Here is an 18,858-nt window from a genome sequence, read left to right on the forward strand (position 1 = left end):
ATATAATGACCATGGTTTTTGAGTTGGGACGCCCTGGTGCTGCTGTAATGGGTAGCACGCTAACGGGGCGTCCTTTCCTTTCATAAGATAAGGTCATTATACCTAGCAGTTGTTGGACAGGCAATACCGTCAACTTATGGGCTATATGGCTCAGCAAAAACACCATAACATTCTGGTTAACATCTAGGATCCGGCCAATCTGGCATTTTTCCGCTATGACGCCGTTGCAGAAGCATGGGAAGAGTTGAGTATCGAGGTTAATGGCCCATTTCTCCACGCTGGAGTTACTTCGCTTTGATGACGGGAGAGTTCGCTGAGCCCGTTGAACCCACAGAGCCCGATGAGCCCGTCTTACCTGAGACTGGAACAAGAATTGTTTGGCTTATCCCCTTCGGCCTGGCCCTGCTACTGGCTGGAGCTCTAATTCGGAAACGGGTAGCTGCCTAGACTTGAAAATATGCGTTTCTTTCCCAAACTCTAACCTTTAATATGCTCCCCTAGGTAAACAGATGGAACCAAAAATCTGTTTACCCGAGGGGAGCATTTTTATGTCCCCCACTTTCCACTACTCTCACTAGCCGAACCATCTGACGTAATTTGAAAAGAACCAGGATTTTCCCCTTGAGGGCAAACACCTGGTTCTGCGATCGATAATAAAGATAACCTCTGTAAGATTGGTCTTCATAGCTTTCCTTCCTTTCATTTGTTTCTTGCCCCGATTATAATAGAATCAAAACTAAGAAAGGTCGCCGGGCAGGCGACATTTAGGGAGGGGACTGCAATGCTGTCCAGAGCTATTTTAGAGGAATTAAAGCAATATATTGAAGACCATCAAGTTCAAATAACCATGAACGTGCAGCTACAGGAAGCTGACGCTATGAGCAGGGCCACGGTCCTAGAGAAAGACTCGGAACTGGATACATTTATCAAGGGACGGAAAAAGCCAGGCTTCACAAAGACCTTGCTGCAAATGATCGATGCCCAAAGCTGCAAGGACAGCGAAATTTACACCAAGGCTGGATTAGACAGGCGGCATTTCTCTAAAATCCGCTCCAACCCCGACTACCAGCCCAGCAAAAATACAGCAATTGCCCTGGCATTAGCCCTTGAACTGGACCATAATGACACTGAGACGTTGCTGGCGTCTGCGGGATATACCCTGTCTGAAAGCGAAACTTTTGACCTGATTATCACCTGGTGCATAGAAAAGGGCATATATGATCTTACAGAAGTGAACCAGGCCCTGGACTATTTCAGCCAGAAAACCATCGGGACAATTGCCTGAGACCAAGCAAACGAAGAGTCCAGGATTGCTTGCGCGGGAGATGCAGGAGGCGGTAATGTGTTGAATATAGTATGGCATGAGCAGGAGAACTCTTTTTGTCATTGGTTAAACAATCCGTCCGCTATTACAACCGAGGCAGTAACCTCCGGTTATGAAGCGAACACTCTGATACTACAGTTGAATAGCATTCCTATGTATGTGCTTAAGATCTGGAAAGAAGAGTTTCGTGTAGAAGCGAAACATCAATATGAGTTTCTAGAAAGTGCTTTAGCAGCGGGGTTACCAGTGCCAAAACCTGTTGGTTGGGGCAAAACGAATCAAGGACTAGAAGTACTCGCAACCAAATTTTCGGGCTACCCAACCGATAGACCCACAAAAAGTCAATTAGAAGAGTTTGCGAGAATACTGTTTCAGATACATAATGTTCCTCTTTGCAATTTGAAAGTAACAGCTGATATGGACACTGATATTATCGATCTGCTTGCCACTAACTTTTTCCCTGGAATTGAACGCCATCCAGATATCTATGCAATTCTCCAGAACCTTAAAGGGCAGTATCCTTGCAGAGAAAGGAGGCTCGTTCATGGCGATTTCAATATGGGTAATGTCTTAATTAGCAACGGAGAAATTACAGTAATCGACTGGACCGATGTCCATATAGGCGATATTCGCTATGATTTGGCTTGGGCCTGCGTATCCCTGTGGATATATTTAGGGGAGAAGGAATACAACTGGTTTAAAAATGTGTACCTCGCGTGTAACGAACTGACAGTTGATGAGTTAAATGTTTTTGAGAGCATTGCAGCATTAAAGTGGATACTGCTAAATAGGCTGGTCTCGTTTCCAGACGGGACACGCATAAGTGAGGAGCTAAGAGCGTTTATAGAGAAACGGCTCCCTTTAGAAATTTATCGGTTGTTAGACTAATAATAGGTTGCTAACTGAATTAAAGAAGACCTGAAGGCGCGCACCTTCAGGTCTTTTTCTTATCCTCCGCTAAGCTCTTGTTACCGGATGGCGGAGCACAGTCTTCATCTTCTCCGGCTTGGCTTTCCTGGGGTCAGAGAGATAGATTTCATGGTGTTTGCCGCCGTCGCTGCCGACCCGGTCCCGCAGCCCTTCTTGCTCCATGAACTCTGCCAGTTTTTCCATTGTTTTCGGCTCATCGGCAAAGGGCCCGACATGCATTATTTGGGCGCACAGGCCCTCCTGGAAAGCTTCAAACCGAGCCATATCCACCGACAAATCCGGCTTCTTTTTCCGCACTTCCCCGCAGGCCCACTGGAAAACTTCATCAGTGACAAACTCAGGCTGGCGAATCATCACCGTCCACCGCCAATTATCCCGCTTTGTCAGGCAAAACTGGCCATCACTAACTGACCACAAACCCTCCAGGGGCGAGACCACATACTCAAAGAATCCCTCCGGCGGTACTCCCTTCTTGTTGCTCATCTTGATGGTGTAAGAAAGGGCATAGAGCAGGCCCACAGCATGCTCAAATTCCGGGTTATCATTGGGGTCACCGCTCCCATCAACCATAATAAAGTTCATCTCCGGCACTTCAATTAACGCAGGCTTACCCTTGGGCATATACAGTTCCTTGTATTCTTTCTTAAAGTCAAAGGCCATAATGCTTACCTCCTAGATAAGAATACAATCAGCTTATCACAGCAAAGCTGACAACAGCATGTCATATACGCAAGGGACTTAAAATCCCTCGGGTCTCGTTCAACCTACTCGATCGTGGCCTCCTGCCAGGGAACGGGGATGCCCACTTCGCTCATCAGTCGATTCAAATAGCCCACATGATGCTGGATATGCCTGACTTGACAGAGGACAATGTCCATATTAGTAACCTTATTAATAAACCAGCAGGGCTCCGTCAACTTACCCCCAACTGCGGCGAAAAAAGAATCCGCCCTCTCCCTCACCTCTTCGGCAAACAGGAGCACTTCTTCCTTAGATAAACATTCAGCGGGGACAGTCTTTAGCTCAGCAATTTCTTCCCCCAGCGGCGGCTCCTGAAAGGGCGAGCCCACCGGCCGAAACCAGACCCAGGACCCGGCCAAGGTATGGTAGACAATCTGCCAAAGGGGTGGCCCCTGGCTTTTGTCATCCCAGAGGTCATCGGGGCAAAGCTCAACTATCCTTGTAAGCATTTCTAAACTGGGTACATAGTGACGATTCTGGATTAGTCGAATCACATCCATGTAGTTGCTCCTCTCCATTTATATCAGGCTCAATTGACTCAATATAACGACCGCCGTACATAATCCGGATAACAGTAACCGTTTTCTGACTCTCCACAAGCAGATAAAAACCAAAAAGTTATCGACCTCAGAACACGAAACCCTTGCTTTACCAGGGCTCCTTTTCATAGAGATAATACCGAAACGGCAGATAACTCAGTTTAGCAACACCATCCATGATGCGCCTCGCTTGTCTTATTACAATTTCAGCACTACATATTAGACGGTTCTTTGGCCCTGACTATCTCGGCTATCTGCTGATAGTTATCTTCGCTGCAAAAGAGGGCAACCCTTTCGGTAAGACCACCCCGGATTATGATAACTCTTTTCCTGGGTTTATACTTAACCTTGCGGACATTGTTCCACTTCAGGAATGTGGACTGGCGTGACCCCGCCAACAATCCCGCCCCGGCGGCGGCGGGCTGGCGAGCCAGTAAACCAAGAATTACCGTCACCCAATTGACAAACCTGTTCCTCTTAGCTTGACGGGGCCGGGCATAGCAGTGGATTCCTTTACTATCCAAGACATACCCAACATCGTACACTCCCCCGTACACAGCCATAATTAAAAGAAACGTAAGCAGGAATAACGCAGCAATCATGGTCAGTCCATACCAGGCACCTACTGCTGCCAGAACAATGCATAACACCCCGAAGGGAATACCAATGGCAATGGCCAATTGCAGCATTATAGTGGAGTTACGAAAAATAGGCACCAGTGCCGCCCAAGAAAAACTGTATTTCTCTTGGGACATGTAACCACCCCCGAACCAAGAAAATGCGCTGGAGATTGAACTGGCCCCAACCTCCGCTTATGATTCTGGGTAATAATTCGCCTTTCACCCATCATTTACCTGATATTAGAACAGGCTACCCCGGTTGGAGCAGCCTATGATTTGAATTTCAAGAGGTGTAATCCACCTTCATTTAGATATGCTTTTGGGAAATCCGCCACATTACTTTATAAAACCGTTCAGGGTCTTCAAAGAGCAAGCAATGGGCAACATCATCAAATTCTAGCAGTTCTTTGTGGGGAGCGTCTAAAGATGTATAAAACTCTTTCACAAGCTCATTGGGGGTATTGTAATCATGTTTGCCCATTAAGAAATAAACAGGAACCTTTACAGCCTTAATCTGCTCCAGCAAGTTAACCGTCAATACTTCAGGCCACATAGCTTTTACGGAAAATTGATTGCCTTCATTCATTCGCTCCTCATCTTCCTCAGTATACTCCGGCCTGTTGCGGGTAATCTGAGCAAGTTTATTGAAGAACCCTTTCTCTTTTATGACTCCCCCAAATTCATTGAGCCATTTCCTCTGTGTAAACAGCCCATTAAACATATCTTTATATGGTGGCGGACCAATTTCAGTAAGTTCCAGTATTGCCTCCTGGACATTATTAGCCTTGGCATGGTCCAGGGTAAACTGATAGCTCAGCAGCTCTCCCCGCTGAAAGTCCACACTTTGCCCTATACCGATATAGGCATAGAACAGTTCTGGAAATTTCTCAATTAATGAAGTGCCAATTACCGTCCCCCAAGAATGGCCAACCAGAAAAATCTTTTGCTTGTTTAACCGGTCCAGTAAATACTTGGTCAGTTCATTGGCATCCTCTATAAATTGATTTATGTTCATGGACTCTACGGGAATTGTTTCTTGATAAGATAAACCTGAACCCCGTTGATCCCAATTGACAACAACAAAATCTTTCTCTAATTGAGCTTGGAAATGAGGTGCCCAACCAATTTGAGCATTCCCTGGCCCGCCATGAAGAAATAGGAGTACAGGTTTATCAATATCCTCCCCCCGGATTAAAATCCACTGCTCTAATTCCCCTAACTTTACACTTTCCAAAACACTAATACTGGATTTTCCGCTAATTGATGGTGTATACCTCTCCACAATCCACTCTCCTCTTTTTCAATAACTCAAGGGAAGTCAACATCTTTCCCGGACAATTAGTTTATTCTTAATGACTTTAACAACAGTCTGGCTTACGGATATTAGTTCGCCTTTCACCCAACAAATACCTTCGATCACCAGTTAATCTGTGCATCGATAGACCGGCTGTCCCACAGTGATACTGATTGAGATTGAGATTGAATTCAGTCTTGCATGGTATCATCGGCACATCTTGACGTTCTCCATGGCGCACTGTCTGAAATGCCAGCCATTTAATCTTCTGAGACAATGGGACAATAATTTGAGTTTATTCTAGTTGCGTACAGCTCATTTCAGTTATATACTTAAGGCGGAGGTGATTTCTATGGCTTTGCTAACAGCCGAGGCCCTGGCAGAGGCCCTGAATGTTACAGTGGATACCATTTTTCACTACACCAGGCATAAGCGGATTCCCTTCATTGACTTAGGCGATCAGCAGTACCGCTATGACCTGGAGCAAGTGCTGCAGGCCCTAAACGCCCATGAAGTCCGGGAACAAAAAACCTCAAACCGGCCGGAGCCAGGCAAATCCTATACCTACCAGGACTATCTGCTCTTGCCTGAAGAACCGGGATTTCGTTTTGAGGTCCTGGAGGGAGAGCTTATAAAAGAACCCTCGCCCTCCATTATCCATCAGCTGATCTCGGGAAGATTATTTTCCATGCTGGACACTTACTTTTTAGCCCACGACCCCCAGGGCCTGCTACTCTTTGCTCCCATGGATACTACCTTTGGCGAAAAGACTGTGGTTCAGCCCGATCTTCTCTATGTTTCATCGGCCAAAACCGCTTTGGTCCGCAAACAACGGATTGATGGACCGCCAGACTTGGTGGTTGAAATCCTTTCCCCCGGCAACAAACGTAAGGATCGCCTGCGCAAACTTAATATCTACCTGCGGGCTGGGGTCAGTCATTTCTGGCTGGTGGACCCCGAGGAGAAGACCATGGAGTGCTTCACACTCAGGGATGGCAATTATGTTCTTATTACTTCGGGATTAGAATCTGACTTGGTTATGCCTCCCGATTTTCCGGACCTAGCCATTAACCTTTCGCTGTTATGGGAGGGTATAGACACAATTCCAGATTAGCTTCCCGGCCAAAAAGTGACGCCTTACCCCCTCACCCCCGGCCGCACCTGTACCTTCCTGGCCAAATACCAAGCGCCAGCCCCCACACGGCCAGCTAAGAATAGACCTTCTGCTAGAGAAAAATCAGCCGGGCAATCAACCGTGCGGTTGATTTTTTTGGTCCATTGATGAGTTGCCCAATCTCATAAAAAAAAGCAAGGCATCCACGATAACACGTAGGGTGCCTTGCTAAATTTTAATATGACTCTTTCCACCATTACAGGGTTAATGTCACCTCGAAAGAATATCCGCGTAAGATGATTATAACCAAAGGAGGTTATTCTCTTGGATTTGGCCATTGTTAGCGAAAGCATCGTTGCATTATTTATAATGATCTTAGTCGGTGTCTATGCTCGCCGAAGAAACATAATCACCGATGAAATGAACAAGGGGTTAGTCAATATCCTCATTCAAATAGCGCTGCCCTTTATGATAATTACCTCATTCCTACATACATATGACAGTACTATCAAGGCGAATGTAGTGAGTACAATTTATTATTCCATAATAGCATATATCCTGATGGCAGCTATTTCGTATTCTCTACTTAAACCTGTTAAAAAAGATAAAAAAACAATCCTCCATTTTGCCAATGTATTTGTCAATACTGGGTATGTTGGATTTCCAATACTTAATTCAATATATGGAGCAGAGGGTGTTGTGTATGGTTCAATCTTTAATATGTTCTTTGTGTTATTATTATGGACCTATGGAATCGCCCTGTTCACCGGCCGCTGGAATGCCCAGGAATTCAAGAAGGTCCTCTTAAACCCATCAATACTGGCAGTTTGTGCAGGTATTATAATCATGTTCTTTAATATTAGGATACCAAGCGTAATTGAATTTGCATCAAAGGGCATCGGCAACCTAACCGGACCGCTGTCAATGATGATTATCGGTGGCATACTCTCAAACATCCAAATAAACAGGTATTTACGCGACTGGACTATATATTATGGAATCGCTGTTAAGTTGATAATAATCCCGATTGCTATCTATCTTGTAGCGTTATTTACAAAAGTTTCATCTATCGCAATAAACTCGGTAATTATTATGACGGCAATGCCTGCCTCGACCATGACTTCAATACTTTCGGAGACATTTGACAAGGAAAAGGAATATGCAGCAATTGTAGTATCAGTAACAACTCTGTTGTCACTATTTACAGTGATAATATTCATAGGATTTGTGTTGGGATAACATATAGGATAGTACACATTACTTTATAAAACATCTATCTTGCTCATGTTCAACCTCCGTTAATTGATTATGGATAATAATTCTTCTTTCACCCAACAAAACCTTTATAAAAACAGGCTGCCCCACAGCAACGCTGATTGGAGCAGCCTATTGTTAATAATTCAGCAGCCCAGTCAATAATTGCCGGGCCTAATCCCAGAAAAGGCAATACTAGATTCCTAATAGCTGTGGCAGCTGATTTACATCGGCCAAAACTACGTCCGGTTTGTACTCTGAGGCTTCTAAGGCTCCAGCGTCAAAAACTCCAGTCCTGACCAAGGCGTTTCTGGCACCAATCAGTTTAGCACCCCATATATCCGTCTTGATGTCGTCCCCCACAACCAATGTGTTTTCAGGCCGGCTGTTGGTTCTGTCCAATGCTAAGCGTAAGAAAGCCTCGGAGGGCTTGCCCATCAACAGGGCCTCTTTGTCGCAGGCGATCTCGAACATGCGCACATAGGCGCCGGTATTAATCGTATAGCCGTCAACATCTATGTACCAAAGGGTCTTGGACAGGGCGATTATTTGCGCTCCGCCCTTGATCATCCGAAAGACCTTGTTGATTTCCCCGTGGGACACCTTGTCACAAAAATCTCCGATGATCACATAATCGGGATTGGTATCGTTTCGGTTAATGCCACTCAGGTCGGCTAAAACCTCGTCGTGAACCAAGGGGTAAAAGGACTTGTCCGGATGGCCAGCAATAAAGGCTTTTACCGCCGTCACCGGGGTGTAGACCTCGTGCAGTTCAAGGTTCAGGCCCATTTTCACAACCCGCTGGTGCACATCCGAAATGCTCCGGCTGTCGGTGTTGGTGACGAAGCTAAGCTGATAGTTGCTTTGCCTAAGCTTGTTCAGTGTATCGTTAACATCGGGGATGGCCACACCCCGTTCATAAAGGGTTCCATTCAAGTCAAACAATATGGTGTTAATATCCTGCATAGCCATTACCTCCTAAGACAGAGTTACTTAGAATTATATAATTAATCCGCATGAAGACCACACCTTTTAATGTCCCCCAGCATCAAGGCCGTACCATCAATTACATTTCTCTGCCCATCCTTAAGTTTCTCTTTTGACATCTGAAGGGCGAAGAAACGTTTGGCAAACTCGACAAGATCAATCCTCTGGCCTGAGCCAGAGATACTTGTTTCGTCCAAATGTAATGTAATAGATCTCGATGAATGGTAGCAAAAACTTTGCTCCACGTAAGTTGCTGCCGCATTCGAAATTTATGGGGTGCTCAGACATTTCAAATTCGACTATGTTACTTCGACACCAGTCGATTTTTAAATTCAGCCGATGTCTTCCTGGTGGTACGTTTAATTCAATCTGCTGACCATTACTTATTGTCCCAACCACTTCATCATTGAGCACAACTTTGTATGCACGAACCCTGTCCACGAATCCTGAGTCTCGTTTGATTCTTATCATTTAATCACTCCTAACATAGTGACTACTGTCCTGGCTGGTAATATCTATCTTCAGCCATTTCCTACACCCAACTCAAGAAATTGAGAAGTCTCCATTTTCAACACAGAAAGCAGCTCCAAGATCACTCTTGTTTTTAGTCAGACAGGCCTGTTCCAATTCAGGACTTAAAGAACTCCAGAACCCGATTGTTGAAGTCCTTCGCTTCTTCATAAGCTCCGTGACCCAATTCAGGATATATGTGAAGCTGGCTATTGGAAATAGCTTCAGCCATCTCCTTCTGTACCTCTTCTCCTCCAACAATGTTATCCTGGGCCCCGCCTATTACCAGTGTGGGGCACTGGATTTTACTCAGTTCAGGGTAAGCATTGTGGGTAAGACATGAGTTGGCCTGAATAAGAAACCGCTCTTGGGATTGGGGTTTGCCAGTCATTTTCACTAGCCAGAAAAAGGGACGCCACTTCTTAAGGCCCTTCTCAGAGTAAGTCTTCAACATTGTGTCCACCGCCAGATCCCCATAGCGCTTTTGCTCAGCCATTTCAATCCAACTGTTAACTACTCTTTGTAACGTTTCGTTCTGACGGGACACCGATACCACAATGGCCAATTTACGGACTTTTTGTGGGAAATCTACCGCCAGCCACTGGGATATCATACCCCCCTGGGACACACCCATAACTTTGGCAGACTTGATGTCTAGTTGGTCCATTGCTTCTGCTAAGTCCCGGGCCATATCCCGGGTACTCATGTTCGCCTCCAGTTTATCCTTACGGCTAAACAGCCAAACCTTATGCTCCCGGCCATAAGACCTAAACACTGTCGCCATTACAATGGCCATCCCCTTGACTGTTCTAAGTCCATCGCCCAGGCCAGGGATAATTACCAAGTCCTCGGTCCCCTTGCCAAATACATTGTAATGCATGTCGCTTCCACCGACTTGAACCTTGCCATTCTTTGCTCTAAACATCCTATCTCCTCCTCAAATATCACTTATAAATTCCGTTACGGATAATATCCAGATGGACCTGCAACCGGGTCAAGTATTCCTGCTGAATCAGTTCTATATCGTTTGCTTCTGACAGTTCCGCCAGAAAGGATTCGTTAAACCCCTTTAGCAACCAAAGCACCGTATCTATGGTGTTTTCTATCCCGTAGCGCAAGTTCTCTGCTGAGATATCCTTTAGCATCTCCCGGGCGAAATCCTCGGCACCAGCACCATACTTCTCCCGGACGCTGCGGCTGATATCTGTTCCATCATTCTCCTGGGCCCTGCGAAACAGCTTAAAATACAAGGGCTGCCTCAGGTGCAGCTGCATCTCAATCTGGGCGAAGTAGACCAGCCGGCTCAAAAGTTCATCTGGTGGATTGACCATTAGCGTGCTCAGTTCTTTAAATATTTCCCCGGCAACATGGTCCAAAATGTAATAGTAGAGGTCTTCTTTACTGCCGAAGTACTTGAACAGGCTACCCTTGGCAATGCCAGCATTACGGATTATCCTGTTGGTCGAACTGTCCCAAAACCCATACTGGGCAAACTCCTCAATACATACCTGCAGTATCTTCTGTTTTTTTACTTCTGGCAGAGACTCAAACAAATCCATAGGTTCACCTCCGATGACCAAGCGGTCACTGACGTGCATTTACGTGGTGACCACTTGGTCACCGCAAGTAAATTATACAACCCTTTGATTGGAAAATCAATTACGATTTAGTTAAATTTGATATCAGTATCCGTTGTTAAGTTTTAAATCGATATGCCGCCAATTTCTTTTGTACTGTACAGCAGTCATCATTATTCAATGCTGAGATAGAATCAGTGGCTCCCACAATAAATATTGCTCGATTGCCTATATGGTGTTTCCCCACATAATTTTGCAAACGCATAAAGGCCCCAAGTCCCTGATCTGCAAGGGTTGCGGCCTCTTTTTGTCATATTTTGCTATCAAAGTCAGTTATACCCCTGTACTTAAACATCGATTTTACGAAGATATGTCCAGGATTCAGGATCATTTACTAGCTAACCAATTATTGATAACATAAAAGAAATTCGCTATCCAAGGTTCGGAATGTCCCAAAAACTGAAAACTTGTGGATTGGATACATACAATCAGTAAAATAAGTAAGGTTGGAGGTGCTGATAAATGAAAAAGCTCGGATTGGTAGGCGGGATTGGCCCGGCATCCACATTGGATTACTACAAAGGAATTATCGACGTTTTTCGGATGAAAACTGCTGAAGGGAACTATCCCCAAATCATCATCGACAGCATAAACCTTGCCGAAATGTATGACCTGGCGGCAAAAAAGCAGTGGGATCTATTTACATGTCGGCTGGTGGACTCAATTAAAAACTTGGCGGCTGGTGGAGCAGAATTTGCGGCCATGGCTGCAAATACCGCCCATATTGTATTCGATGAAGTTAAGGGTAAGGCCCCTTTACCCCTTATTAGCATCGTCGATGAAACATGCAAATACGCACTATCAAAGAATTGCAAAAGCGTCGTGATCTTCGGCACGGCTTTTACAATGAGCAGCGGGCTATACACAAATGCCTTTACCAAATACGGTATCGACGCCTTTATTCCCACTGAAAATGAGCAGAAGGCAATCCATGATATTATTTTCCCTAACTTGCAAGAAGGCATCGTGCTGCCAGAGGACAAGAAAACAATCATGCAGATTGCAGATAGAATGATAGCTGAGCAAAAAGCAGATGCACTAATTCTTGGGTGCACCGAATTGCCGCTGATAATAAAGAATGATGATTTAGATGCTTTGCTCCTTGATACAACTCAGATCCATATCGAAGCTATTGTAGATTACATGCTTTCGTGATTGGCCATGGGGGCATTTCCGGAACTTTTTGACAGCACCTCTTACTGCGCCCCTTAAGACATGTCATTTCAATGAGGAGTGTTTTGTATGAAAAAAGTCGCAGTCCTACTTTATCCTGATTTCAGCAATTACGAGATGAGTGTTGCCCTGTCAATCTTAGGGCAAGCTCAAAAACCTTTCGATGTATTTGGCTTGACCTTAGAGCCGATAAGAAGTGAGGAAGGGATTTATATCGCTCCTCAAAAGACGGTAGAGGAATTGGTAGTTGACGATTATGACGGCTTGTTGTTAACCGGCGAAATGGACTGTAAACCGCTGATGACCGACGAAAGGTACGCCACCTTTGTTAAGTCCTTTGACAAGCCGGAAATGATTATTGGCAGCATTTCCAGCTCAACAGGCCTACTGGCCAAACTCGAGATGCTAAAGGACAAGAAATATATCTCGAGGATACCAGAAGAATTCCTCGACAAATTTGGCTTCCAAAAGGAGAACTATACGACTGAAGGAAACTACGTCCAGGATGGCAACATAATCACGGCCATGGGCTTCGGGTTTGTCGAATTTGGAATTGCCTTTGGAAAGGCGCTGGGTTTAGACTTCCATCCCGGCTGGTATAAAAGAAATTGGGAGGAGTAACGCAATCCCTCTGCCAATGTTTGAGCAGAGGGATTTCTTTTTACCGAATTCTATGGTACTGGGCGATGCCACAGCTGGCAACTAGCTTGCAAAAGTTTTTTCCACTGGTATTTCTAACCCGGAGAAGAAATATGAAACCAACGTATCTCCCGCTCTGAAAATAGTATTCGCCTCCAGCTCATATTCGTTGAAGCCGTAGACAAGCACAGTATTTTGCTCAGGGTCGACAAGCCAGTATTCCCGGACACCGGATAGCATCACCGTGTTCAGTTTATCTACCATGTCTTTGGTGCGAGTGCTTTTTGAGATGATCTCTACGCATAAAGTAGGTGTGCCCATGTATCTGTTTTTCTCGTTGAGATTTTCTTCAAAGTCACAGGCTATGAATAAATCCGGTTGCATAACGTCTGGGTTTTTAAAATCTTTTTTGAAGAAGTGAACATCAAAAGGTGCGTAAAATACTCGGCATTTTTTACCCTGAAGAAACTCCCGCAGAATAACATACAAGTTGCCAGAAACAATTTGGTGAAAGGCGTCCGGTGAGGCCAGCAGAACTATCTCCCCGTTAATGTACTCCATTCGCAATTCACTTTTATCGCAGATTTCCATAAACTCTTCATAAGATACCTTTTTGCCCCCGTATTGGTAGTCTACCGCCCGTTCCCTAACAGTGAAGTAGCGTTCGATTTCAGTAATATACGGAGTAAGTCTCACTGCTTTTTTGCCGTTTTTGGTGACAACTACTTCGTTGTCCTCGATAACATAGTCGATGTACTTACCCAGATTGGTTTTAAACTCCGTTGCAGTAATGACTTTAGTTGTATCGCTCATAATAAATCATCACCTCGTACGAAATTATACCATTTCGTACGAGGTGATACAAGATTGTCCACTAGGATAATGAGCAGTGGCAGAAAGGATATCAACACCATTGTTGTTGGAGACAAAACAGTGCATTATTGAGGGGTACGGGCAAATGATTAACCCCCTGAGTGGGCCTGGGGGCTCACAATTTCGCCTCCGGCCTTCCCTGCCCCTGGGCCCATTTCAATCAGATAATCCGCCGCGTTAATTACCTCCGGGTTATGCTCAACCACCAGCAGAGTGTTCCCCCGCTCCACAATCCTGCGCATGGCCCCTAGGAGTTTTTTTATGTCCTTAACATGCAGCCCGGTTGTCGGTTCATCCAAAATATAGAGCAGGTTCTTTCTGGCCCGGAGCTTGCTGAGTTCCCGGGCCAGCTTCAGCCGCTGCCCTTCTCCCCCCGAGATAGTACCAATTTGCTGGCCCAGCTTCATATAGCCCAGACCAAGGTTGCAAACATACTGCAATTTGTGACAAATATTTACTTCACCCTGGAAAAATATTAAGGCTGCATCAATGCTCATGTCCAAGACCTGGGTGATGTTCCTGCCCTTGTATTCAACCGCCAGCACCTCGCTGGCAAAGCGTCCTCCCCTACACTCGGGACAGGTAGTCCGCAAGTCGCCCAGGTAATGGATATGGGTCTCGAGGCTGCCCCGGCCCTTGCAGGAAGGACAGGCGCCTTTGGCGTTAAAAGAGAAGTATGATTCTTTGTCCAGCCCGTATTGCCGAGCATCAACTGTCCCGGCGAAGAGCCCCCTGATGGCAGCAAACACCCCAATGTATGTGGCAGGGATGGAAGCACCTGACCGATTGATGGGGGATTGATCGATACAGCTGACACCCATAATCTGCTCCATACCTTCAATGCGCCGGTGCTTGCCCGGGATAACCTTGGGGTCTTTCTGGTTGCGAACTGCTTTGTAAACGACCTCCACGGCCAAAGTGCTCTTGCCGGAGCCGGAGACGCCGCTCAAAGCTACCAGGCAATTGAGGGGAATCTCCACGTCTATGTCCTTCAGGTTGTTGGCAGAAGCGCCAATAACTTTGATGCAGCTACCCGCCGGTCGGGAGTTCAATTTCGTTAAATGCACTGTTTTCTCTTTGAGGAAGGGCGCGATTAGCGACTGGGGGTTATTCAGAATTTCTTCGTATCGCCCGGCTGCGATTACCTCCCCGCCTCCTTCGCCTGCCCGGGGCCCGATTTCAATAATATAGTCTGCGCCCCTGATAACGTCCAGGTCATGCTCGATTGTAATGACTGTATTACCCTGATCCCGGAGCGCTTCCAAAAGCCCGATAACCTTGGCGGTGTCCCGGTGGTGCAGGCCAATCGTAGGCTCGTCGATGATATAGGTCAGGCCCATGAGGCCAGCGCCGAGCTGGCCGGCCAGGCGTACACGTTGGTATTCTCCGCCAGATAACGTATCGATCCTTCTGTTCAAGTTTAGGTAACCCAGGCCGATGTTAATTAAGGCGTCCAACCGTTGCTTCAGCTCAGTGAGGACGGAACTGATGACAGTATCTTTTTCGCGTTCCAGGCCTTCAAGCATTCCCCGCAAGTCCGTGAGTTCCAACTCACCCAGAGCGTAAAAAGTATACCCCTTGATGGTGATGAGCTGACGGTGGAGCTTTAGCCGGCTGCCCCGGCAGCTGGGGCAGGTCTCATCGGTCATGAAGCGGTTGAAGAATGCCTCCTGGGCATCGGTGAGTTCTACCCGTTGCTTATCCTGGTAATAGCGGTTGATCCGAGTCACCAGGCCTTCAAAGGATACTTGCTCCCCGACCCTGGCGGTATAGCCCGGCGTCCCCTTGTCATACCCCGGAGGCCTTTGTAAGGGAAAACTCTTTTTGCTTCCATGGAATATTAGTTCTCGGACAAAGTCCGGAAGGTCCTTGAATGGAGTATCAAAGGAAAAGCCATAGTGGACAGCCAGGCTGTACATAAGCATGTACCAGTAGGGTTGCCTGTGGTTCAGGACTTGAGGGTGGAAGGGGCCCTGGCTGAGACTCTTTTCCGGATTCCTGATGAGACCGGCAGGATGGACGACTTTGCGAACGCCGCTACCCTGGCAGTCCCGGCAGGCGCTGTTGGGATCGTTGAAAGAGAAAAAAGCAGGCAGAATTTCTGCCGCTACAAAACCGTGCTCGCTGCAACCATGCTTTTGGAAGAACCAGGCGCACTGCTCCCTTTGGGCAGCGTCGGGAATACAGATGCGCAGGAACCCCTCCCCCTGATGCAAGGCGTTTTTAAGGGAGTTGCCAACGCTCCGGCCAAGCTCCTTTTGGATTCGGATTTTGTCGGCAACTACCAACATGGTGTGCGGGTGTGCTTCTATTTCTATCCAGTCCCGCAGATCCCCGCGCCGGCCATCGATTTCAATGCGCTTATACCCCTGCTTTCTGAGCCCGGCAAAGAACTCGTCGTATTGCTGGTTTGCGGGTTTGTAAACGGGAAACTGCAATTCAACAAGCGTCCCATCCGGCAGCTTCTCCAGTTCTGCCTGCAGGTAGCGCAAGGAGCGGATGGGATAGGTGCTAGAGCAGATCGGACACCTGGCCCGGCCAAGGGTTGTATAGAGATAGCGCAGGTAGGTGCTGATCTCCGACTGGGTGCCGATGGTGGCGCGGGGGTTTTTTCGCGGTTTAGACTGCTTGAAGCTGATAACTGGCGTCAGGCCCTCGACATAGTTTACATCGGGCTGCTTCAGCTGACTGGTGTAGCGCCGCATCTGCTCCGACAGGCAGTCTAGCAAGCGTTTCTGACCGGCAGCGTAAATGACGTCGTAGGCCAGGGTGGACTTGCCGGAGCCACTGACTCCGACAATAACAGTATGTTTGCCATGGGGAATGCAGACAGAGATATCTTTCAGGTTATGTTCCCGGGCGCCGCTGACCCTAATCGCTGCTTCCATTATTCGCCCCCTCCCTGATTACTCACTCGGTAACCGATCTGGAAGCACTGAATCTGATTGTTTATGCGGACGGGTTCAGGGTAGCGCTCGACCAAACCGACGCGGCAGAGCCACTCATAGTTGATGCCAAAACCATGGGGCCTGGTCTTGAGGCGGAACTCCTGCAGCGTGTGGTGCTGCTCCAGATGGACAAGAACCGGCCGGTAGACTTCCCTGGTGTTGTCGTGGAGGTAAGTGCAGCAGGCAGTAAGCATCGCCTCCAGCAACTGGTCAGTCATCGCCTGCTGAAACAGCGGCTGATAAATGGCCTGGAACAACTTGGGGCGAAGCCTGGCGGCCTGGGCGATGAGTTCCCGCTCCGGGGAAGTCGTGCCCTGGCCACTTCTATCCAGGCTATTGCTTGGGCAATATGGAAAAGGTAGTACTGGGCGTTGGTGCTGTCCTTCTTGACAGAGTAACTCTTCTCCGCCTTGTTCAGGTAGTATACGGCCTCTGAAAAGCCAAGAAGCATTTCCACTTCCCGGTCCCGATTGCCGATATAGAATATGTCTTCAATATATTCATTCAAGGTTGGGTCCTGAGCAAAAAGCAGCGTGCTCTTGGACAGGGCGCAGAAAAAGTAATCCGAGACATCGGCGCTCTCCAAATACTCCCTGAAGGCGCTACGTCTCCAGATATCCACCAGCACCGGCGCATCATGTTCCAATAGCCAATACTGCCTGGGCCCCTTGTAACTGTCATCATAGACGAAGAGAACCTGCAAATCGGACCATTCCCAGATTAAATCATGGCTCATGCTGCCAATAAGCAAGCCGGCCAGACACTTGCTGTCCGCTCTGAACTTGCTGACGATACCTGCCAACGCCGCCTGAAAACGTGCCCGCAATTCCTGGTTTTCCATGTGCATGCCTCCTTTAATCTTATTGCTCAGCTATCCTACCAGAGCGACGGTAAAAAGTAGAACCGGCTCTGGCCAGGCGTACTGCCCAGAATGGAAGGGGCTGTCTCCGGACACGCAAAAACGCCGCCCCGCATAGAAAATCTTGACAAGTCGGCGTTTGTTAGGTATCTTAGATTTAGTCAGCAGCCAATTTTACTTGTGAAAAGACCTCCGCACAGCGGAGGTTTCTTTATTTTACTGATTATTGGATTATACTACAGAAATAATGACTCAAGTTTGATTGTCAGGGAATCAAAGATGTATGAGCTGGCAGCTTCATTCTGCCGGAATGTCCTGCTGTTGCTGATTTCATTATCGAAGCAAAGGAACCGTTTCTTTGCTTCCTACCTTGTTTCACTCCAATAATACGCACCTAGACTAAGCACTAATTCCGTCACTATCACCACTTGGTGCTTTTCCATACAGACAGTTTTTGTGATTAACAAGCACTAAAATCAGTGCTGCTACCAGGTAAAAGACCGTAGTAATTGTAATGATATTTAGCACATCGCCAATTTGAATGGCAACAAAGTAATTAGCGAGTTGGTGAATAATAATCGGTATTAAAAGGTTGCGATTTAAGTTGTAGAAAACTGTCATTATTATCGATGTAGAGATAATGTAAATCATAAAACAACCGATATACTGAACCAATTGCATTCCTGCATATCCAGATAAAAACCATAGCGGCGCATGCCAAAAACCCCAAAGCACTCCAACAATAACTGCAGATTTCAACGGGCTGTAACTTTTTTGCAGCTCATTTAGCACAAATGCTCTCCAACCTATTTGCTCGCCTAGCGGGCCCCGAATTAAGTTATTGCCAAATATTAAAAGCAATGTGATCCATGAAGTAGTGACCAGTGCACTAAGCGGTACCCCTTGAATAACACTTGTCATCAAAAGGATGCCTATAAAAATAGAAGACTGAAGTAGCAGAACCCAAACTACAGTTGATAATTTCATCCTTTCACTGAACTGCCTCTTGACGTAGCTAATCAGATTATCCTCTGGATAGATCTTACGGAACATGGCTACAAAAACAAAGGTGGCAGTCCAGGCTGAAACTACTTTTAATACTTCCGCTAACACGAGAGACTCCAGGACAAGCATGGTCATCCCGATCAAAAGAATAAACAGAAAGAATACCCCATATGTCCAAAGAACATATCCCCTAAGCAATCTTCTCATATAATAAACCTCCAGTTTAATAATGATAGCAAATTCTATCTAATTATACAGACAACTAACCCCGTTTTTAATGAATTAACTCAAGTTTCGCACACCCAAAACCCTGCTGACCTCCTGAAGTAACTAGGTAAGTCAGCAATAAATTGGCCATAAAGCTCCCTAATGTGCTCCTGATTTAGTCTAGCCCTGTTCATGACATATACA

General features: G+C 46.5%; 20 protein-coding genes. 7 read left to right on the top strand and 13 right to left on the bottom strand.

From position 1 onward, the window contains the following. Positions 1-297: 297 nt before the first annotated feature. The 3 genes from FH749_15855 (at position 298) to FH749_15865 (ending at position 2,212) form a co-directional block, all read left to right on the top strand. Positions 298-447: an LPXTG cell wall anchor domain-containing protein gene (locus FH749_15855; protein MTI96917.1), complete on the top strand. Its 150-nt coding sequence runs from the start codon at positions 298-300 to the stop codon at positions 445-447. Positions 448-781: 334 nt separating this feature from the next. Then, positions 782-1,285 carry a hypothetical protein gene (locus tag FH749_15860; protein ID MTI96918.1) on the top strand — a complete coding sequence of 168 codons (504 nt, stop codon included), beginning with the start codon at positions 782-784 and terminating at the stop codon, positions 1,283-1,285. 24 nt (positions 1,286-1,309) lie between these two features. After that, positions 1,310-2,212 (top strand): aminoglycoside phosphotransferase family protein, encoded by a 903-nt coding sequence (locus FH749_15865; GenBank protein MTI96919.1) that lies wholly within the window; start codon positions 1,310-1,312, stop codon positions 2,210-2,212. Positions 2,213-2,281: 69 nt separating this feature from the next. Here FH749_15865 and FH749_15870 read toward each other — a convergent pair whose 3' ends face one another. From FH749_15870 to FH749_15885, 4 genes are all read right to left on the bottom strand, one after another. Further along, on the bottom strand, positions 2,282-2,917 hold the full coding sequence (locus FH749_15870; protein ID MTI96920.1) for a transcriptional regulator: 636 nt from the start codon (positions 2,915-2,917) through the stop codon (positions 2,282-2,284). A 101-nt stretch (positions 2,918-3,018) separates the two neighbouring features. Beyond that, positions 3,019-3,513 (bottom strand): DinB family protein, encoded by a 495-nt coding sequence (locus tag FH749_15875; protein ID MTI96921.1) that lies wholly within the window; start codon positions 3,511-3,513, stop codon positions 3,019-3,021. A 233-nt stretch (positions 3,514-3,746) separates the two neighbouring features. Next, positions 3,747-4,289 carry a hypothetical protein gene (locus FH749_15880; protein ID MTI96922.1) on the bottom strand — a complete coding sequence of 181 codons (543 nt, stop codon included), beginning with the start codon at positions 4,287-4,289 and terminating at the stop codon, positions 3,747-3,749. 172 nt (positions 4,290-4,461) lie between these two features. Next, positions 4,462-5,439 carry an alpha/beta hydrolase gene (locus FH749_15885; GenBank protein MTI96923.1) on the bottom strand — a complete coding sequence of 326 codons (978 nt, stop codon included), beginning with the start codon at positions 5,437-5,439 and terminating at the stop codon, positions 4,462-4,464. A gap of 355 nt (positions 5,440-5,794) precedes the next feature. Between FH749_15885 and FH749_15890 the strand changes: the two genes are divergently transcribed. Then, on the top strand, positions 5,795-6,562 hold the full coding sequence (locus FH749_15890; GenBank protein MTI96924.1) for a DNA-binding protein: 768 nt from the start codon (positions 5,795-5,797) through the stop codon (positions 6,560-6,562). Positions 6,563-6,886: 324 nt separating this feature from the next. After that, positions 6,887-7,801, top strand: a complete 915-nt coding sequence (locus tag FH749_15895) for an AEC family transporter (GenBank protein ID MTI96925.1) — start codon at positions 6,887-6,889, stop codon at positions 7,799-7,801. Between the two features lie 210 nt (positions 7,802-8,011). Here the strand turns inward: FH749_15895 and FH749_15900 are convergent, their stop codons facing one another. The 4 genes from FH749_15900 to FH749_15915 form a co-directional block, all read right to left on the bottom strand. Further along, entirely contained in the window at positions 8,012-8,788 is a 777-nt protein-coding gene (locus FH749_15900; GenBank protein MTI96926.1) for an HAD-IIA family hydrolase, read from the bottom strand. Positions 8,789-8,959: 171 nt separating this feature from the next. Beyond that, the gene (locus FH749_15905) at positions 8,960-9,274 is read right to left on the bottom strand and encodes a hypothetical protein (GenBank protein MTI96927.1); all 315 of its coding nucleotides are present in this window, start codon (positions 9,272-9,274) and stop codon (positions 8,960-8,962) included. A gap of 157 nt (positions 9,275-9,431) precedes the next feature. After that, positions 9,432-10,238: an alpha/beta hydrolase gene (locus FH749_15910; GenBank protein MTI96928.1), complete on the bottom strand. Its 807-nt coding sequence runs from the start codon at positions 10,236-10,238 to the stop codon at positions 9,432-9,434. A gap of 19 nt (positions 10,239-10,257) precedes the next feature. Next, entirely contained in the window at positions 10,258-10,911 is a 654-nt protein-coding gene (locus tag FH749_15915) for a TetR/AcrR family transcriptional regulator (GenBank protein ID MTI96929.1), read from the bottom strand. A 501-nt stretch (positions 10,912-11,412) separates the two neighbouring features. Here FH749_15915 and FH749_15920 point away from each other — a divergent pair. Beyond that, positions 11,413-12,105: an amino acid racemase gene (locus FH749_15920; GenBank protein MTI96930.1), complete on the top strand. Its 693-nt coding sequence runs from the start codon at positions 11,413-11,415 to the stop codon at positions 12,103-12,105. Between the two features lie 87 nt (positions 12,106-12,192). Beyond that, the gene (locus FH749_15925) at positions 12,193-12,744 is read left to right on the top strand and encodes a 4-methyl-5(B-hydroxyethyl)-thiazole monophosphate biosynthesis protein (GenBank protein ID MTI96931.1); all 552 of its coding nucleotides are present in this window, start codon (positions 12,193-12,195) and stop codon (positions 12,742-12,744) included. 81 nt (positions 12,745-12,825) lie between these two features. Here FH749_15925 and FH749_15930 read toward each other — a convergent pair whose 3' ends face one another. The 5 genes from FH749_15930 to FH749_15950 form a co-directional block, all read right to left on the bottom strand. Next, the gene (locus FH749_15930; GenBank protein ID MTI96932.1) at positions 12,826-13,575 is read right to left on the bottom strand and encodes a type II toxin-antitoxin system Phd/YefM family antitoxin; all 750 of its coding nucleotides are present in this window, start codon (positions 13,573-13,575) and stop codon (positions 12,826-12,828) included. A 149-nt stretch (positions 13,576-13,724) separates the two neighbouring features. Then, entirely contained in the window at positions 13,725-16,523 is a 2,799-nt protein-coding gene (uvrA, locus tag FH749_15935; protein ID MTI96933.1) for an excinuclease ABC subunit A, read from the bottom strand. After that, positions 16,523-16,801 (bottom strand): hypothetical protein, encoded by a 279-nt coding sequence (locus FH749_15940; protein MTI96934.1) that lies wholly within the window; start codon positions 16,799-16,801, stop codon positions 16,523-16,525. Before FH749_15940 ends, uvrA begins: the two co-directional genes overlap by 1 nt. After that, positions 16,798-17,424, bottom strand: a complete 627-nt coding sequence (locus FH749_15945) for a hypothetical protein (protein MTI96935.1) — start codon at positions 17,422-17,424, stop codon at positions 16,798-16,800. The genes FH749_15940 and FH749_15945 overlap by 4 nt, the downstream gene beginning before the upstream one ends. Positions 17,425-17,841: 417 nt before the next feature. Next, a complete protein-coding gene (locus tag FH749_15950; protein ID MTI96936.1) occupies positions 17,842-18,654 on the bottom strand; it encodes a CPBP family intramembrane metalloprotease in 813 nt (270 codons plus the stop codon). Positions 18,655-18,858 lie beyond the last annotated feature (204 nt).

It is taken from the genome of Bacillota bacterium (genome assembly GCA_009711825.1).
Classification (GTDB): Bacteria; Bacillota; Proteinivoracia; order UBA4975; family VEMY01; genus VEMY01.

Coding starts and splice junctions, on each gene's coding strand:
- FH749_15900 (MTI96926.1), bottom strand. CDS start 8,788: ATGGCTATGCAGGATATTAACACCATATTGTTTGACTTGAATGGAACC.
- FH749_15860 (MTI96918.1), top strand. CDS start 782: ATGCTGTCCAGAGCTATTTTAGAGGAATTAAAGCAATATATTGAAGAC.
- FH749_15920 (MTI96930.1), top strand. CDS start 11,413: ATGAAAAAGCTCGGATTGGTAGGCGGGATTGGCCCGGCATCCACATTG.
- FH749_15915 (MTI96929.1), bottom strand. CDS start 10,911: ATGCACGTCAGTGACCGCTTGGTCATCGGAGGTGAACCTATGGATTTG.
- FH749_15950 (MTI96936.1), bottom strand. CDS start 18,654: ATGAGAAGATTGCTTAGGGGATATGTTCTTTGGACATATGGGGTATTC.
- FH749_15875 (MTI96921.1), bottom strand. CDS start 3,513: ATGGAGAGGAGCAACTACATGGATGTGATTCGACTAATCCAGAATCGT.
- uvrA (MTI96933.1), bottom strand. CDS start 16,523: ATGGAAGCAGCGATTAGGGTCAGCGGCGCCCGGGAACATAACCTGAAA.
- FH749_15930 (MTI96932.1), bottom strand. CDS start 13,575: ATGAGCGATACAACTAAAGTCATTACTGCAACGGAGTTTAAAACCAAT.
- FH749_15905 (MTI96927.1), bottom strand. CDS start 9,274: ATGATAAGAATCAAACGAGACTCAGGATTCGTGGACAGGGTTCGTGCA.
- FH749_15925 (MTI96931.1), top strand. CDS start 12,193: ATGAAAAAAGTCGCAGTCCTACTTTATCCTGATTTCAGCAATTACGAG.
- FH749_15855 (MTI96917.1), top strand. CDS start 298: ATGACGGGAGAGTTCGCTGAGCCCGTTGAACCCACAGAGCCCGATGAG.
- FH749_15910 (MTI96928.1), bottom strand. CDS start 10,238: ATGTTTAGAGCAAAGAATGGCAAGGTTCAAGTCGGTGGAAGCGACATG.
- FH749_15940 (MTI96934.1), bottom strand. CDS start 16,801: ATGACTGACCAGTTGCTGGAGGCGATGCTTACTGCCTGCTGCACTTAC.
- FH749_15945 (MTI96935.1), bottom strand. CDS start 17,424: ATGGAAAACCAGGAATTGCGGGCACGTTTTCAGGCGGCGTTGGCAGGT.
- FH749_15880 (MTI96922.1), bottom strand. CDS start 4,289: ATGTCCCAAGAGAAATACAGTTTTTCTTGGGCGGCACTGGTGCCTATT.